The sequence below is a fragment of the Pseudoalteromonas sp. SMS1 genome, assembly GCF_021530565.1.
Taxonomy (GTDB): domain Bacteria; phylum Pseudomonadota; class Gammaproteobacteria; order Enterobacterales; family Alteromonadaceae; genus Pseudoalteromonas.
Genome location: NZ_JAKGBI010000004.1, coordinates 213669 through 231001, shown reverse-complemented (window position 1 = coordinate 231001; position 17333 = coordinate 213669). Strand labels below are relative to the sequence as shown.

Annotated in this window: 13 protein-coding genes; 10 read left to right on the top strand and 3 right to left on the bottom strand. The window is 43.6% G+C overall.

From position 1 onward, the window contains the following. Positions 1 to 62 precede the first annotated feature (62 nt). The 5 genes from L1286_RS06645 (at position 63) to L1286_RS06625 (ending at position 8361) form a co-directional block, all read left to right on the top strand. A complete protein-coding gene (locus L1286_RS06645; protein ID WP_235406125.1) occupies positions 63 to 1559 on the top strand; it encodes a tryptophan halogenase family protein in 1497 nt (498 codons plus the stop codon). A 259-nt stretch (positions 1560 to 1818) separates the two neighbouring features. Further along, positions 1819 to 3606 (top strand): alpha-amylase family glycosyl hydrolase, encoded by a 1788-nt coding sequence (locus tag L1286_RS06640; RefSeq protein WP_442961688.1) that lies wholly within the window; start codon positions 1819 to 1821, stop codon positions 3604 to 3606. A gap of 2 nt (positions 3607 to 3608) precedes the next feature. After that, the gene (locus tag L1286_RS06635) at positions 3609 to 5099 is read left to right on the top strand and encodes an MFS transporter (RefSeq protein WP_235406123.1); all 1491 of its coding nucleotides are present in this window, start codon (positions 3609 to 3611) and stop codon (positions 5097 to 5099) included. 21 nt (positions 5100 to 5120) lie between these two features. Further along, complete coding sequence (locus tag L1286_RS06630; protein WP_235406122.1) at positions 5121 to 7511, top strand: glycoside hydrolase family 15 protein; 2391 nt, start codon at positions 5121 to 5123, stop codon at positions 7509 to 7511. A gap of 241 nt (positions 7512 to 7752) precedes the next feature. Then, positions 7753 to 8361 carry a hypothetical protein gene (locus L1286_RS06625; protein ID WP_235406121.1) on the top strand — a complete coding sequence of 203 codons (609 nt, stop codon included), beginning with the start codon at positions 7753 to 7755 and terminating at the stop codon, positions 8359 to 8361. Positions 8362 to 8387: 26 nt separating this feature from the next. Here L1286_RS06625 and L1286_RS06620 read toward each other — a convergent pair whose 3' ends face one another. Next, positions 8388 to 9683: an anti-phage deoxyguanosine triphosphatase gene (locus L1286_RS06620; RefSeq protein ID WP_235406120.1), complete on the bottom strand. Its 1296-nt coding sequence runs from the start codon at positions 9681 to 9683 to the stop codon at positions 8388 to 8390. 260 nt (positions 9684 to 9943) lie between these two features. Here L1286_RS06620 and L1286_RS06615 point away from each other — a divergent pair, with 260 nt between their 5' ends. Continuing rightward, positions 9944 to 10768 carry a glucosaminidase domain-containing protein gene (locus L1286_RS06615; protein WP_235406119.1) on the top strand — a complete coding sequence of 275 codons (825 nt, stop codon included), beginning with the start codon at positions 9944 to 9946 and terminating at the stop codon, positions 10766 to 10768. Further along, positions 10758 to 11402, top strand: coding sequence for a DUF2987 domain-containing protein (locus tag L1286_RS06610; RefSeq protein ID WP_235406118.1), 645 nt, complete (start codon positions 10758 to 10760; stop codon positions 11400 to 11402). Before L1286_RS06615 ends, L1286_RS06610 begins: the two co-directional genes overlap by 11 nt. A 79-nt stretch (positions 11403 to 11481) precedes the next feature. Here the strand turns inward: L1286_RS06610 and L1286_RS06605 are convergent, their stop codons facing one another. Beyond that, positions 11482 to 12648, bottom strand: a complete 1167-nt coding sequence (locus L1286_RS06605; protein WP_235406117.1) for a putative manganese transporter — start codon at positions 12646 to 12648, stop codon at positions 11482 to 11484. 72 nt (positions 12649 to 12720) lie between these two features. Next, positions 12721 to 14349, bottom strand: coding sequence for a M28 family metallopeptidase (locus L1286_RS06600; protein ID WP_235406116.1), 1629 nt, complete (start codon positions 14347 to 14349; stop codon positions 12721 to 12723). Between the two features lie 186 nt (positions 14350 to 14535). Between L1286_RS06600 and L1286_RS06595 the strand changes: the two genes are divergently transcribed. From L1286_RS06595 to L1286_RS06585, 3 genes are read left to right on the top strand one after another with little or no spacing between them, the layout of a single operon-like run. After that, positions 14536 to 15378 carry a DUF3025 domain-containing protein gene (locus tag L1286_RS06595; RefSeq protein ID WP_235406115.1) on the top strand — a complete coding sequence of 281 codons (843 nt, stop codon included), beginning with the start codon at positions 14536 to 14538 and terminating at the stop codon, positions 15376 to 15378. Then, positions 15344 to 16132: an ABC transporter ATP-binding protein gene (locus L1286_RS06590; RefSeq protein WP_235406114.1), complete on the top strand. Its 789-nt coding sequence runs from the start codon at positions 15344 to 15346 to the stop codon at positions 16130 to 16132. Before L1286_RS06595 ends, L1286_RS06590 begins: the two co-directional genes overlap by 35 nt. Continuing rightward, on the top strand, positions 16125 to 17333 hold the full coding sequence (locus tag L1286_RS06585) for an ABC transporter permease (RefSeq protein WP_235406113.1): 1209 nt from the start codon (positions 16125 to 16127) through the stop codon (positions 17331 to 17333). Before L1286_RS06590 ends, L1286_RS06585 begins: the two co-directional genes overlap by 8 nt.

Genomic DNA, 17333 nt, shown 5'->3' with positions numbered 1-17333 from the left:
CTAATCATCTGAGTGTAAAAGCCCTTGCCGTCGATACGCCAAGGGCTTTTTTAGGACTATTTATGGTTAATCATGTGAAAAACGTTGTTATTGTTGGCGGTGGAACGGCTGGCTGGATTACAGCCTCACTCCTTAAACGTATTTTAAAGAATCATATTCAAATTACGCTAATTGAGTCTGACGAAATAGGGACTGTTGGGGTCGGAGAAGCGAGCATTCCGCCTATGGTTAATTTTAATCATGCCTTGGGAATTGGTGAGCAAGAGTTTATTAAAAAGACCAAAGCCACTTACAAGCTAGGAATTGAATTTGAAGGCTGGGGAGACCCCAGCAACAACTATATGCACGCATTTGGTGAGTTGGGTAAGAGCTTTCCATTTTGTGATTTTTCGCATATTTGGCTCAGGGCACATAAGCTTGGCTTGTCTGAGGCAATCTCAGAGTTTTCATTAAATACCCAAGCGGCGAAGTCTAGTAAGTTTGCTCATTTAAAAACAATTCCAAATACTCAGCTTACGGGGCTGACCTATGCCTACCATTTTGATGCAGGGCTGTATGCACAGCTATTGAGTGAGCACAGTCAAGCTCAGGGTGTTAAACGCGTTGAAGGCAAGGTCGTAAAGGTTAATAGCTGCCATATGTCAGGCAATATCACCAGTGTAGAGTTACACAGTGGCCATCAGCACAATGCAGACTTTTTTATCGACTGTAGTGGGCTAAAGGGGTTATTGATAGAGCAAACCTTGAACGTTGGGTTTGAAGATTGGGCTCATTGGTTGCCTTGTGACAGTGCATGGGCGGTACCTTGCGAGCATTCAGCTCAAGAGATATTACCTTATACTAAATCAATGGCGCAGACAGCAGGGTGGCAGTGGCAAATCCCATTACAGCACAGAGTGGGTAATGGTTATGTATTTTCAAGCAAGTTCATCGATGAGCAAACAGCGAAAAATAACTTACTCGAGCAATTACCCGCAAAGCCGATATCAGAGCCTAAACTTATCAAGTTTAAGACCGGCATGCGCCGTAAACAGTGGCATCAAAACGTCTTTGCAATAGGGCTTTCGAGCGGGTTCTTAGAGCCTTTAGAGTCCACGAGTATTCACCTAATACAAACCGCAGCTTTAAGACTAATAAAACACTTTCCATATGAGGGGATTAGCCAGGCAGCTGTAGATGCAGCAAATGCAGAGTTTGAACAAGAAATGGTGCAAGTCAGAGATTTTATCATTTTGCACTATAAGCTTACTCAGCGCACAGATACTGAATTTTGGCGTTGGTGCAAAAGAATGGAAGTCCCCGAAAGCGTATCTAAAAAAATAGCCCTATTTTCAGAAACTGGCAGCTGTCCTGTGAAGACTGAAGAACTATTTCAAAGTGTGGCGTGGCAACAGGTCATGTTGGGTCAAGGGATAATGCCAAAAGGCTATCATCCATTAGCTGAACAATTAGATGAAGCGCAATTGAAAAGTTTATTGGAAAGCTTAAAGACATTGATTGAGACGACAGTGGATAAGTTGCCGTCCCATAGCGTGTTTGTGAATAAAGTTGTTTCATAACAAATGATTGTTTTTATCCGTTTGTAAGGATATTGCATCGAGAGATACGCATTTTAGATGTTTGGAAAAGCGCGAAATCGCTATCACACTTCGCGTTTTTGTTGATGAATAACACATTAATCATCCCCTTGAATACGTATGCAAGTGGTTCAACAGCAAGCGACAAGTCAGTAGACTCAATTTAAAACACCAAGATGACAACAATATAATGACAATAAAACCTTTAGTGCTTGCACTTAGCCTCATTTCAGGTGGCGTGATGTTGACGGCGTGTCAGATGACCTCATCCCCTGAAGAGGCTGTTCAGGCAGCGCAACAAGTGCAAAAACCAGTCGTGTACCAAGTATTTACACGGTTGTTTGGCAATACAAATACGAATAATGTCCCTTGGGGTACAAAAGAACAAAACGGTGTGGGGAAATTTGCTGACTTTACACCAAAAGCACTGACTGAAATAAAGGAAATGGGTGTAAGCCACATGTGGTATACAGGGGTTTTACACCATGCTTTGGTTACTGATTACAGCCACTACGGTATAGGTGTTGATGACCCGGATGTGGTTAAAGGTCGTGCAGGCTCACCCTATGCCATTAAAGATTATTTCAATGTAAACCCAGATCTTGCCGTTAACCCCGCCAATCGTTTAAATGAGTTTGAAGCATTGATCAAGCGTACCCATGATGCGGGTATGAAAGTCGTTATTGATATAGTGCCGAATCACGTGGCTAGAAATTACCACTCTCTCAGTGCTCCGGCTGGCATCAACGATTTTGGTGCACACGATGACACTAATCAAACTTACAGCCGAGACAATAATTTTTACTACGTTACAGGGCAAAACTTTAAGGTCCCAAGCGCGCCAGACTATCACGTTTTGGGTGGCAAACCACACCATTTAGCGGATGGGAAATTCGCTGAATCCCCAGCTAAGTGGACCGGCAATGGTGCTCGCGCAGCGCAGCCAAACATTCATGATTGGTATGAAACAGTTAAAGTAAACTATGGCGTTCGCCCAGATGGTCTCTATGACTTTCCGACACTACCTGCCGATATGGCTGAGCAAGATTACAAAGCGCATTACGCGTTTTGGCACGGTAAAGATTTACCGAACAGTTGGTATAAGTTCAGAGATATTACCTTGTACTGGCTAGATAAAGGTGTTGATGGATTTCGCTACGACATGGCAGAAATGGTGCCAGTGGAGTTCTGGAGCTTCCTAAACTCATCGATCAAAATGAAAAACCCAGAGGCGTTTATACTCGCTGAAGTTTACAACCCGACTTTGTATCGAGCTTACATTCATCAAGGGAAAATGGACTTCTTATATGACAAAGTGGGGTTTTACGATAGCTTAAAGTTGTTAATGCAGGGGAAAGGCGATGCGCAGAGTGTATTACATGCGCATCACAGTGTTTCTGACATTGCCCCCCATATGCTGCACTTCTTAGAAAATCATGATGAACAACGAATTGCCAGTCCTGAGTTTGCTGGCAGTGCTGAAAAGGGCAAGCCAGCAATGGTCGTCAGCCACTTAATTAGCACTGCCCCGACTATGTTGTACTTCGGTCAATCAGTTGGTGAAGATGGTTCAGAAATGGCTGGCTTTGGTAAACCTAGTCGTACCAGTATTTTTGATTATATCGGCGTACCTGCGCATCAAGCCTGGATGAACAATGGCAAGTTTGATGGCGCCCAGCTGACACCGGCCCAAAAGCAATTACGCGCGTATTATAAAAAGCTCATGAAGTTGAGTTCACAGCCCGCCATTGTTGACGGTGAGCTTATCGATGTCAGTGCGACGAACACACAGGGCATTCAGGCTAACAATGTCATGGCATTTGCCAGAGCGAACAGCACTGAACGCCTCATCATTGCAAGTAATTTTGATGCCAAGCAGACGCAAACAGTGACGTTAACGTTGCCCGCACATTGGCAGGGGAAGGTGACAGACTTACTAGAGTCTCACCCTATAATGCGTATTGAAAATAATAAACTTATCATCACATTGGCGCCACTAGCCAGCGTGGTTTATAAGCTAGAGAGCTGATTATGCAAAAACAAAAACCACAACTGAGTTTCTGGCAAATTTGGAATATGTGTTTTGGCTTTATGGGCGTCCAATTTGGCTTCGCCCTACAAAATGGTAATGTGAGCCGAATATTTCAGACCCTAGGCGCTTCAGTCGACGACATTCCTATTCTTTGGGTCGCTGCGCCTTTAACCGGTTTGATTGTACAACCAATTATTGGTTACTGGAGTGACAGAACGTGGACAGGTCTTGGCCGTCGGCGTCCATTTTTCTTATATGGCGCGATTTTGACGACCTTATCACTGTTTATAATGCCAAACTCCCCAACATTATGGATAGCCGCTGGGATGCTGTGGATAATGGATGCCTCTATCAACGTCACAATGGAACCATTTAGAGCACTTGTAGGTGACAACCTCAATCAAAAACAACGTGCTACTGGGTACGCTATGCAGAGCTTTTTCATCGGTATCGGTGCGATTGTCGCTTCAGCATTACCTTGGATGATGACAAACTGGTTTGGGATCAGCAATACCGCCCCTGCTGGTGAGATCCCAGAGTCAGTTAAATATGCATTCTACTTTGGCGGCGCTATCTTATTTTTGGCTGTTGGTTGGACCATCCTGAAAACACGAGAATATACCCCAGAACAATTGGCCGAATTTGAGTCTGAGCATTTAAAAAGCGCGGCTACGGAGCAAAAGCAACCGATAAACTTTGCGAAATATTCATTGATCAGTGGCGTGTTAGGTGGACTTATCCTCGCAGGGGTCACTTTCTTTAAACTTGAGAAAGAACTGTATCTGCTAAGCGGATTACTGCTTTCGTTTTCGGCCATCATTCTAATTGCGGGCTATTTGCAAAACAACGCGCGCACTGATGGCGGCTTTTATGAAGTTATTTACGATGTATTTACGATGCCGCAGACAATGAGGCAACTCGCGGTCGTTCAATTTTTTAGCTGGTTCTCTTTATTTGCAATGTGGATTTACACGACATCTGCGGTGACCAGCTTTCACTATGGTACAACAGACGTCACTTCCAAGGCGTATAACGATGGTGCTGATTGGGTAGGAATATTGTTTGCTGCTTACAATGGGTTTGCTGCGATTGCTGCTGTTTTTATCCCATTTCTTGTTAAGCGCGTTGGCTTAAAAGGCGCGCACAGCATTAACCTACTACTTGGCGCAGGTGCGCTGTTAAGTTTTAAGTTTATCGCAGATCCGAGTTTACTGTGGATCCCAATGATTGGCATTGGGTTCGCATGGGCTTCTATCCTTTCATTGCCTTACGCCATGTTAAGCGATGCGTTACCGTCAAATAAGATGGGGGTATTTATGGGGATCTTTAATTTCTTTATTGTGATCCCTCAGTTACTCGCCGCCAGTGTGTTGGGCCTTATTTTAAGAAATGTTTTCGAGAATCAACCTATTTATGCATTAGTGATTGGTGGGGCGTCGTTTGTATTGGCAGCACTGTCTGTTACACGTGTTAAGACTAACGCTCAATAGCGTCACCACTAAGGAGAAAAAATGAAGAAATTATCAAGTTTGTCACTTGCCTTAATTGCCGCGGGTTTGATTGGCTGCGAAAGTGCTAATAACACGCAACAACTTGGCACGGCACCGGGCGCTCCTGGAGACAAACCCTATTGGACGTATTCTGATAAAACCGGTATCGGGACTTCTTACGAGGCATATGAGAAGGGCCAATATGCTAAAAATGCACAGACAGGTGACGTATCAAAAGTTTGGTTTTCAATTGCCAAAGGAATGATCACGGAAACGATGTTCGGTTTGATCCATCAAGCCCAGATCCGTGATATGCAGTTTATTGTAACAGGCACAAACTTTACTGTTACGGAGCAAGATGATTTAGATGTTTCGATTGACTACTTGTACAAAGATGGCGCTGGTCGTCCGCTGTCTTTGGCATACAAGATTGTGAGTAAAGACAAGCTAGGGCGATTCATACTGGAAAAGCACGTGTTTACAGATCCTGATGGTCAAACATTGTTTGTTAGGGCCAAAGTCGACACCCAGCTTGAAGGCGTAAAAGTGTTTGTGAACGTTAACCCTTATGTAAACAACAATGGCTTGAACGACTCTGCGAAAGTGTCTGATAAAGGTTTGGTTGCATGGGAAGGTAATAACTATCTAACACTGCAAAGCAAGTCTGGCTTTGCACAAGCATCAGTTGGCTTTACAGGCAGCAGTGATAATCTGACTGAACTTAAAACCTCACACCACTTGGCACAGACGTACCAAAGCACGGGTGAGCAAAAAGGTAATGTTAATTGGTTAGCTGAGCTAGGCGACGTCAAAGGCTCGGCGACATTTGATTTAGCACTGAGCTTTGGCAACAGTCAGACCGCCAGCTTTGCGCAGGGCAGTGCAGCATTGAACAAAGGTTATCAACAAGTTCTCGCCAATTACAATGGACAGGGCGATGCTGTTGGCTGGGAAGATTACATTGCAAGCTTAAAGCCTATGAAGCGCCTTGCTAATTACACCACGGACCAAGGTAAACTTTTAAATGTCAGCGCATTAGTTTTAAAAGCACAGGAAGATAAAACCCATGCTGGTGCCTTGATTGCATCCTTATCCAACCCTTGGGGTGATACAGTTGCAGCCGAAGAAGGCCATACAGGTTACAAAGCGGTGTGGGTGCGTGACTTCTATCAAGTTGCGATGGCGTTTTTGGCAATGGGTGATCCAGATACTGCACTCACGTCATTCGAATATCTTGAAAAAGTGCAGGTGACAGATAAAACACCAGGCAATCAGGGGGACACAGGCTGGTTTTTACAAAAGACCCATGTTGACGGAGAACTTGAATGGGTTGGGGTACAGCTAGATCAAACTGCAATGCCCATTATGCTAGCTTGGAAATTGTGGCAAGCAGGCGTACTAAGTGATGACAAATTGGTTTATTGGTATGAGCGCATGCTAAAGCCAGCAGCCGAGTTTTTGGTGGATGGTGGCAAAGCCAAAATTCTATGGAATGACACGCAAATTACACCGCCAGCAACTCAACAAGAACGTTGGGAAGAGCAGGATGGCTTTTCACCTTCAACGACCGCGGCCATTATTGCCGGCCTTGTAACTGCGAGCGATATCGCGAAACTTGCAGGAGATACCGCAGGTGTTGAGCGATACCTTGATACGGCTAAGCAATATAACACCAAAGTTGAAGCGTTGATGTATACCACTGAGGGTAACTTGCAAGGTAAAGATACGGACGGCGAGTATTTCTTCCGTATCGCCCGTGATGAAAACCCAAATTCTGCCACTCAGTTGGGTGATAACAATGGTCGTGCAGGTTTAGATAAACGTCAAATTATTGATGGTGGATTTTTAGAGTTGGTGCGCTACGGTGTGCGTGATGCAAATGCGCCTAGCATCATCAATACTTTACCAGAATATGAGGATGAGTCTCTGCCCGAAAACCTACGAGTGAAATACAGCTTCACGTTTGCAGGTGATCCAAATACGTACCCTGGCTATCGTCGTTATGGTAATGATGGTTACGGTGAAGATGAGATCAAAGGCACAAATTATGCCGAAGGCGGGCAAAATACGCCTGGTCAGCGTGGCAGAGTTTGGCCATTCTTTACGGGTGAAAAGGGCCATTATGAAATTGCGGCTGCGGCAGCGACGAAAGGGCTAAATACACAAACCGTGAATCGTATCAAGCACACCTATATTCGTGGTATGGAACACTTCGCTAATGAAGGGCTTATGTTACCAGAGCAAGTTTGGGATGGCGTGGGTGTGAATCCATTTGGCTATGAATTAGGAGAAGGCACCAACTCTGCAACGCCTCTAGCATGGACACATGCAGAGTATGTGAAGTTGGTTCGCTCATTAGCCGACAAACATGTGTGGGATCATTATCCTATTGTTGACGAAAAACTAAATTAACCACCCAAGATAAGGTAGTGCAATTTATATGCACTACCTTATTGATGATAAATATTCCCCAGTTTTGCTGCACTTATTATACTTAAACTTCAGTATTTTTTATTCCATTAATGATTCGTTAAGCCAATAAAACTATAATCCCCGTCGTTTATTTTTGCTACCAAGGTTGCGATTAAATGAGTTGTTTAATAAACACTTTTTCTAGAAAAATTGGTTTTATTGGTATACAAGGTCATAGTGAATGAAAACCCAAAGCGTACTGGTACTCGGCAACGGGCCAATAAATATGGATATTAGCTCCGAAGTTAATCATTTTGATCGCGTAGTGCGGTTTAACTTTTGTTCAGGTTTCCCCGAACATTTAGGAGAGAAATGCACGGACTTATGGCTTTCTAGCCGTGGTAAACAAGCGAAAAAGTTAGCTGAAAACTTTCCCAAGTTTAATATGGAAAATTTACAGAGTGTCGTACTCACTGAGCCTGCGCCAAACCCGTTTAAACAATACTTATTCAAGACAATAAAGAGAAAAGGAAAAATCGATTTCTCAAATGACATTATCAACAATATTGAAAATAAACATATTGTGAGTCGACTAGATAAACAGTATAGACGAGATCATTTAATCGATTTACTTAAATTAGGAAAGCCTGATCATAAACCCATTTGTCCCAGCTCTGGACTACTGGCAATCGCTCATTTTATTGAGCGTGGCCATAAAGTTACAATTGCTGGTTTTGGCTTTCAGGGGTGGAAAAGACATCCATGGCGCTTAGAAAAGAAAAAGGTCAGCCAGTGGGTAGAACGAGGTAACGTATGCTGGTTAAACTTAGATTCAACGCCTAATTGCTAAAGTGCGATCAGGCGTTGGGACGCAACTTATGTATCGTTGCCAAAAAGTCTTGCATGGCAACGTCTCGCATATTCATCGGTCATACCTGATAAATAGTCGGCCAATACCCGCATCTTAGCTTGCTCACCCTCGGCCACTTGATAATTTGATTGGGCAGTGTAGGGCAATAAACGCATTGGATCGCTTGAGAATGCTTCAAATAAATCAATCAACATATTTTGACCACTGAACTCAATTTGCTGCATTTTGGGTTCTCGGATCAAACGGTGATAAACGAACTGCTTTAATACTTTTAAAATTTCTTCGAACTCCTGTGCGAGCTTAACTGTGTACTTTAGTAAAGGGTCAGAAAATGCCTCGTCTCGTTCGACGAGTGCGCAGTGTATAATGAAGATGTTTACGAGCTCTCCTATGGCATCTTTTCTCAGCGGTTCATCGTCAGAAAATAAACGGTGAGTAATACTTGATAGGTTTTCATCTAGCCAAGGGGAGTCGATTTTCTTAAATGCAGGCATTGCATAGTTATACCAATCTCGCTCTGACAAAGTGCCTGTCGCGATGGCATCTTCTAAGTCATGGACGGCGTAAGCAATGTCGTCTGCATATTCCATAATTGCACTGTCTAGAGATTTAAAGCGTGTTTTAGATTTGTACTCATCATGACTTTTGAATGATGTAAATAGCGCTTTATCACTGTCGCTGAGAGGTTGAAGGATCCATTCAAAAACATGGCTATCACAGCTATAAACGCCCTTAGCTGGCAGCCATTTTTTAGTGTAAATAAAGCGCTGATTTTGCTGTTCAGGTGGCTTATGGTGCCAAAGTTGCTCTATATAAGCGGGATATTTAATAAACCCTAACAGAGTTCTACGAGTGAGATTCATCCCATAGCCATTCGAGTAAGGCTCTAGCTTAGTAACTATACGGAGTGTTTGTGCATTGCCTTCAAATCCGCCGTGTTCGCGCATTAAGTAGTTCAGCGCTATTTCACCCCCATGCCCGAAAGGGGGGTGGCCAATATCATGGGCCAAACAAATTGTTTCTATCAAGCTCGCAGAGGGGAAGTAGTTAAATTCCGAGTTTTGCAATTTTAGGTGGCGAAGTAGCCCAGTGCCAATTTGAGAAACCTCTAACGAATGCGTTAATCGAGTGCGATAAAAATCGTTAACGCCAATGCTCATGATCTGGGTTTTTGACTGCAAGCGCCTGAAGGCTGCCGCATGTATTATCCTAGAACGATCAATTTGCCAAGGTGAACGGTTATCATTAGGTCGGTTTTTTGTTTGATTTAGCAGGCGATCTTGCCAGGCTGTTTGCGTCATACCTTTCTCTACAGTGCTCGTTAAACAGAAAGCGTCAGTGCTTATTTTCTCTAGTATAGCGAGCTTAAAATAAAATTGTAATTACTTGGCCCCATTGAAAAAATCGCATGTTTTAGCGACAAAGTGGGTGGAATTCGCGTTTAACGACTATTATTGCTATAATCACCGGCCATTTTATGAGATGAACTAAGTACAACGAGTAATTATCTGACAAAGGAAGTTCAGAATCTCGTTTTGTAGGTACTAGTGAGAGGAGAATCATGCGTTCTAACTTGATTAAGTTTTTATTGATTGCCGTTTCCTTATACGCAATTATTTATCCGTTTGTTACCAAACCACCTGAACAACCTGAGCCTGAAGTTATTCCCGAAGTGATTGTTGAACAACCTGAAGTGCTGGAGCCTGAGAAGCCACTACATGATGTTGTTTTACCTGACTTTGCCGAGATAAGAGATATTGCCACTAAGAAAAAGCGCTTTTTTGATTTTATTAAACCGCACGTAGAGGCGGAAAATAAGGTGATATTGCAACAGCGAGCGAGCATAGAAATTGCGCTCATGATGCTGCAATTTGATGAAAGTCTCACGGACGTACAAAGCGAAAGGGTTTTAAAAATCTTTGATCTTTATAAGATAGATCAAAAAGAGATCACCAAAGACAACTTAAAATTAGCCCTCGACAGAGTGGACATTATTCCGAAAGAGCTGGCTTTAATGCAGGCTGCTAACGAATCTGCGTGGGGAACGTCGCGATTTGCACGCATTGGTTTGAATTTTTTTGGTCAATGGTGCTATCGAGCTGGCTGCGGCATGATCCCAAAACGTCGCGCAGATGAGGCTGCTCATGAAGTGGCTGCGTTTAAATCAGTGCGTGCATCGGTTACGTCCTATTTTAGGAATATCAACACCCATGATGCCTACCGCGAGCTACGCGCGGTCAGAGCGCAATTGCGAGCTGAAAAAAAGGAAATTACAGCCACGGAATTGACGCCAGGTTTAATGTCTTACTCTGAACGCGGTGAGGATTACATTGAGGAACTCAATGATATGATAAGACATAACAAGGCTTATTTTGATGAAGAGTAAACTACTGTCTCTACTACTTTTAGCTACTAGCTTCGGCGGTACCGCTGAAGAATTTGTGGCCTCTTATGAGGGGTTTTATGACCGATTAAAGGTAGTTCAAAAAGGCGAGTTTGAATTTGCTCGAGTTAATTTTTATCTGGTGGAAGGTGAGAGCAAACGGCCTTGCAAGATAGAAAGTGGTAAAATTGTCACTGAGCAAACGACGCAGCCACTGCAGTTCACATCGAATGCGCAACTAATGCTACCAGTGAATGAAAAGCTAGATAAAGACAAAGCCGTCGTGGTTGTCACGCCAATTTCAGCCAAGTATTGTGAGATTAAAATTCAAATTGAGTCTGCCCATTTCACTAATGCAGAACTCACGAAAGGTAAGATTTATCAACTTCATCACGAATTTGAATCGCTACTCAGTGACTTATCTGGTGTGTTTGTCGGTAAGTTATTGGCTTTTATGTTACCCGAACAAAAAGGGGTGACGCTAGAGTTTGCTGGGGATGTGACTTTAACAGATGAACATGTGTTTTGCGAAAAAAAACGGTGTCGCTTTGAAGTGCCAAAGAGTTGGGAAAACGACAACAGCACGTTCAATGTACTGACTAAACTGGTGAGTGCAAAGCCATGGATAGCCAAATAACGCTAAGCCCTTAGCCAGATTATAAAAAAAGCGACTCATAAGTCGCTTTTTTTATAGGGGTTGTACTTTATATTTCGTATTAGGGTAAGTTCCAATAGTAGATACCATACCCTACAAACAATGCCGGTATTGCGGAGTACGCTGTCGCAAGTAATGCCGCCTTAGGTGCCAATGCAATTGCTGGAAATAGCGCATCACCGTCGTTTGAGACTGCGTTTGCTGCGAGCGCGCTAAAAGGTAATACGCCTTGAATATATAAACTGGTGACAACAATTTGCGGGCCGCAACCTGGTAGCAAGCCAATCATGATAGCAATAAGAGGCGCATATATCGCATACTCAGTGAACCAAGCTGCCAGATCAAGGCCAAATAATGCCACTGACAGCTCGTAAATCATAAAGCTTGCGACAACCCATGCAGTGACAAAGTGCGTATCTTGCAATATTTTAGCCAGCCGAGAAGGGGGTTTAACTTCCTCTTCCTCTGCGGTGATTTGTTTATAAGTTTGCCCTTTTGATGACAGTGCCCAAATCACCACGGCAAAAATAGCCATTGCAGCACCGAGTAGTTCAACGGGCTTTTCGAATTCGCCCAAGTCTAGGTTAAACGCCATCAACAGAGAAATAGCAAGGCAAGGAAAAAGTAATACTTTCCAAACTGGTTCACTCATTCTTACTGCGAATGTTGGCGGATCGCAGTCCTGAACCTCTTTATTATTTTGCTCAGGTCTACAGTAGTCAGATTTGTGAAATAGATTAACCACCAAACCACTGATAATACCAACACCGACACCGAGTAAAATAATTGCCATACCTTCGAGCGGTTTTTTGGCTAAGAGCAAAAATGCGGCATCTCCCATTGTCGCAGTAAGCACAGCGACAACAGAGGCAAAACTAGCCTGCCCTTTAGTAAATTGGGTGACAACGATGATTGCGCCTCCACAGCCAGGTAGCGCACCCAAAACAGCAGCCATAGCCACTTCTAATGTGGGGGATTTTTTACTGAGGTAACTCAGTTCTAGCTGTGGAAGTTTTTCAACCAGAAAATAATAGATAGCTAACGTGCCAGCGACAAACACACTGACCTGGAAAAACGCATCAGCGAGTGTACCCAATGCTATATCTCGAACGGGTCCATAAAAAAGCGCAGTAATTAATAGTACAGGCAGTAGTAAACGCTTGTTAGCGATTAGCATTGCAAATTGAGAGGCCGCCTTAAGCGGGTATGAACGAGAGTAAGAGAGCATAAAGTGCAACCGGTAACCTAATAACAGTTGCACTTTAGAGTTAAATTAAATGAAAATCAATATCATTTATATTTATTTTCTCTGGAACTCAGAGGTTTTGCTCCAAGTTGGCCAAGCTTCTTCTTGTGAAATTAGATAACCCGCTTTGAAAAATAGTTGAAGATCCTGCACCGCGCCACTCAAATCCCACTCTTTTCGATAGCGGTCACAAGGCTGGTGGTAGCACCCACGCAATACTAAACTCATGCGCTTTCTGTATTTTGCAGTGACATCGTCAAGCGGCTCATGTCCGCCACCTGCATACATCGCTGGTATCCCCATGTTTGCAAATGCAAAGTGATCTGAACGATAGTAAATGCCCGCGGACGGGTTTGACTCGTTAGATATTGTACGGTTTTGCTCATCCGCCACTTCTTTTAGCACGCCATCGAGTGACGATTTGCCAAGGCCAACAACGCTGATGTCTTTTACTTTACCTAACAGATTGAGCGCATCTAAGTTGATATTAGCCACGGTCTGATTTGCAGGAATAACCGGAGTTTCAGCATAGAACTTAGAGCCCAATAGACCTTGCTCTTCAGCTGTTACAGCTAAGAAAGTGATAGAGCGATCTGGACGTTGTGGCAATTTTGCAAATGCTTCGGCCACTTCAATAATGCCACCTGTACCTGTCGCATTATCATGTGCACCGTTGTATATCTTGTCGCCCTTGCGGTTTGGGTCCATACCTAAATGATCCCAGTGTGCAGAGTAGATGATGTGCTCATCTGACTTGGTTGCGCCCGGTAAAGTTGCAATGAAGTTGTAAGACACTGACTTTTTGATCGTACTTTTTACGTCGACAGACGCTGTTAAGTCACCCATATCAATATGGTATGCGCCTTCAGCTGCTTTCTTTTTCGCTTCTTCAAAGTTTAGACCCGCATCTGCAAAAAGCTCTTTTGCAACATCTACGCTAATCCAGCCTTCAACAGCAACACGGTCCATGTTATTGTTTTCTTTTTGGAAACCAAATTGCTCACCGCTCCAAGAGTTTTCAACGACTTCCCATGGATATGAAGCAGGAGCAGTCTCGTGAATAATGATCGCACCAGCGGCGCCTTGGCGGCTCGCTTCTTCGTATTTATACGTCCAACGACCGTAGTAAGTCATTGTATTACCATTGAACACCGCAGGATCTTTTGTTGCGTAACCCGGATCGTTTACCAGCATCACAACTGTTTTACCTTTAACGTCCAAGCCTTCGTAATCATTCCATCCGTATTCAGGCGCGTTTACACCATAACCAACGAATACCAGCTCTGAATCGTTCAAAGATTGCTGAGGGCTAATACGACTGGTGCCCATTACCATGCCTTTTTTATAAGGGTAACTACGCTCACCAATTTGTAGCGTCATATTAGGATCGGCTTCAATAGACACTAACGGTACTTCTTGTAAAAAACTGTTTCCGTTACCAGGTTCATACCCTAACGCTTTAAACTGTTTCGTCAGATAAGCAAGTGTAAGCTCTTCACCTTTGCTTGATGGTGCTCGGCCTTCAAATTCATCTGAGGCAAGTGTTTTGATATGCTCACCGAGTTGTTGCGCATTAATGCTGTTGTAAGCGTTTGAAATATCTTCAGGCGTGTTGCTTTTTGTTGTCGCACAACCGGCTAAAATAGCAAGCGACAAAGCACTTAGAGTTAATTTTAGTTTCATGACCTTTCTTTTATTTTGGATTTACTTCTCACTTAATTAATACCATAAAAGCAAGATTAATTCGACTTAAGCCGATATAGTGTTGTGATTGATGTAAAAAAGTACGGATATTATTTAACTTTTGCGTCGTGTGGTGGATAGAGTAAAATAACGCGCAATATTGTTAGAGTTTTAGTTCGTATCAGCATGAAAAAGTTTACTGCTCCAGAAAATTGGCACAGTCATTTATTTGCACAAGCTCCGTTTTTCCATTTACAAACGCTGTTTAATTTACAACGCATGACTGCGTGGCCGAGTTTTGAGTGGCTTAATGCCCAGTTGTCTCACAATAATAGTGCAGGTAAAAAAGTGGTCTTTACGCCAAATGCGACGTTAGAACATGAAACGCGTTACTATGAAGAGATTATCGCGCAAACAGGGCAAGTCCCCACGCGTGAAGAGAACTGGCATGACTTTTTTGGGGCCATGATATGGTGCTTATTTCCCCAGACCAAGAGTTTGTTAAATCAACTGCATATCGAAGAGATCAAGTTGCATGGTCTCAAACAACGCAGCCGTAAACGTAATGCGTTAACCCTGTTTGATGAATGCGGTTTGGTACTTGCTATTCCTGAGGCTAAATGGCGAGACAAATTGCGCGATCACCAATGGACAGAGGTGTTTTTTGAGCACCGCTCACTTTGGCATACGACTATACAGCCTTTTGTATTTGGTCATGCCAACTACGAAATGTTGACGAATCCATTTATCGGTTTGACGGGGAAGCTACTGTGTGTTGAGGTTGAAGCTCCATTCTATGATTTGTCTTTGGCAGCACAATATGCGTATTTAGATGCTCAGTTAGTCACGCTGATACAAGAAAAGAATGTCCTTGATGACAATAAGCAAATGTCGCCTGTGCCTTTACTCGGGATCCCACATTGGCATTCTGACACGCAAAACGAAGCATTCTATGCGGATCAGGACTATTTTAGACCAAAAAGAAGGAACGCAAATGATAGCAGTCAACGGGTTGAAAAAACGCTTTAAGCTGACAAAGGAAGCCGTGTCAGGCAACGCTCATCAAGACCCACGTCAACGGGATGGCTATTTTAATTCGGTGGAGGCGGTTTCTTTTAAATGTGAAGGTAATGAAGTACTCGGTTTGCTAGGCCCGAATGGGGCTGGCAAAACCACCACACTGAGAATGCTCTCAACGGCGTTAACGCCTGATGATGGCAGTATTCATATCGCGGGACATGATATCGTAAAGCATCCTCTTGCGGGTAGAAAAGCCATCGGCTTTTTGTCTGGAACCACGGGGCTATATGGGCGTTTAACGGCGAAAGAAAATGTCGAGTATTTTGCTAAGTTGCATGGTTTAAAGGGACGAGCGCTGAAATCAAGGTGCGAATATCTGTTTGCGACATTAGACATGGAAAGCTTTCTGGATAAGCGAGCGGAGCACTTATCGACTGGCATGAAACAGAAAACGAACATTGCGCGTGCAGTGGTTCATGAACCGCAGGTGGTGATTTTGGACGAACCCACAACGGGTTTAGATATCATGACCAAACAAACCATTATTCAATTTATTCGAATGCTAAAGGCCAACCAAACACCCGTGGTCTTCTCTACTCATCACCTTGACGAAATAGCGCTGTTATGTGACCGGATCTGTTTGATTGATCAAGGGGTCAGTTGCTTTGATGGCACTATAGAACAATTTAAAGCGGTCGGTGATAGCAATGAACTGAACGATGCTTTTTTAAATATAGTCAACCAAGGACGTGCTCATGTTTGAGGTGTTTTTAAAAGAAGTCAGAGAACTTCTGCGAGATAGAAAAACGCTGTTTTTCGTCATTGCCTTACCGATTGTTATTTTTCCTGTTTTATTTGCTTTATTGGCTTTCCTTGCTTCTAAAACGACGCTAGAAGCCGAACAAAAAGTGCATACTTATTACATTGCAAACGCCCATTTGGCACCTGAGTTTGAAGAACGGGTTTTTTATCACAAAAGCTTTAAGCTTTACGACGGGGATGAGCGGTTTGAATCGGTAACAGCGCTAAGTGATGCTGTACGCGCTGGTAAAATCGATGTTGGCATTGTGATCCCTGATGAGTTTAATCATCAGCCTTCCGCCAACGTACAGTCAGCTTGGCAGGTTGTCTTTAATGATGCCCAGTCAATTAACTTTGTCTATAAGCGGCTTGAAAAGCTGATTAATCAGTTTGCGGCCGATCTACGCACCGCCTCATTAGAGGCGCTTGGTGTCCCCCAAACAGAACACAAAGCCCTGTTAAACCCCATTGCTGTGAGCAAGGTTGATACCGCAGATAAGCGTGAGAACTACGGAGAAAAGTTGGGGGCATTTATTCCCTACATGCTCATACCTTTAGTGTTAATGGGCGCAAGTTATCCTGCGATTGATTTAGGTGCCGGAGAAAAAGAGCGGGGCACATTAGAAACGTTATTGCTGACACCCGTGACTCGCACACAGCTGGTACTTGGCAAGTTTTTGACCGTGCTTGCAAGCTCGATTGCCTGTGCACTCGTGACCGTTTCGAGTCTGGCTGTGTGGATTGGCATAGCCAGTGGGTTTGGGGCACTTGATAGCCTCAAAGCGGCTTTTGCCAGTGTGAGTATGTGGGATTATTTGCTTATTTTTGCACTTTTGCTGCCCGTTGCAGTCATGCTGTCGTCTTTGGTGCTCGCGATTTCAATTTATGCAAGAACATTCAAGGAAGCGCAAAACTATATGGGACCGTTAAGCATGTTGGTCTTTGTGCCTATCGTGGTATCTTTGTTGCCCAATATGTCCCTAACGAGTCTAACTGCTTGGATACCCATTACAAATGTGTCTTTGGCGATAAAAGAAATCATTAAAGGCACCGTGGATTATGGTGCCGTGTTAATGATATTTGTGGCCTCGGCGTTGCTGGCCGGCGCTTTATTAAGTTGCTGTGTTCGTTGGTTTAGTCGTGAATCTGTTTTGTTTAGATAA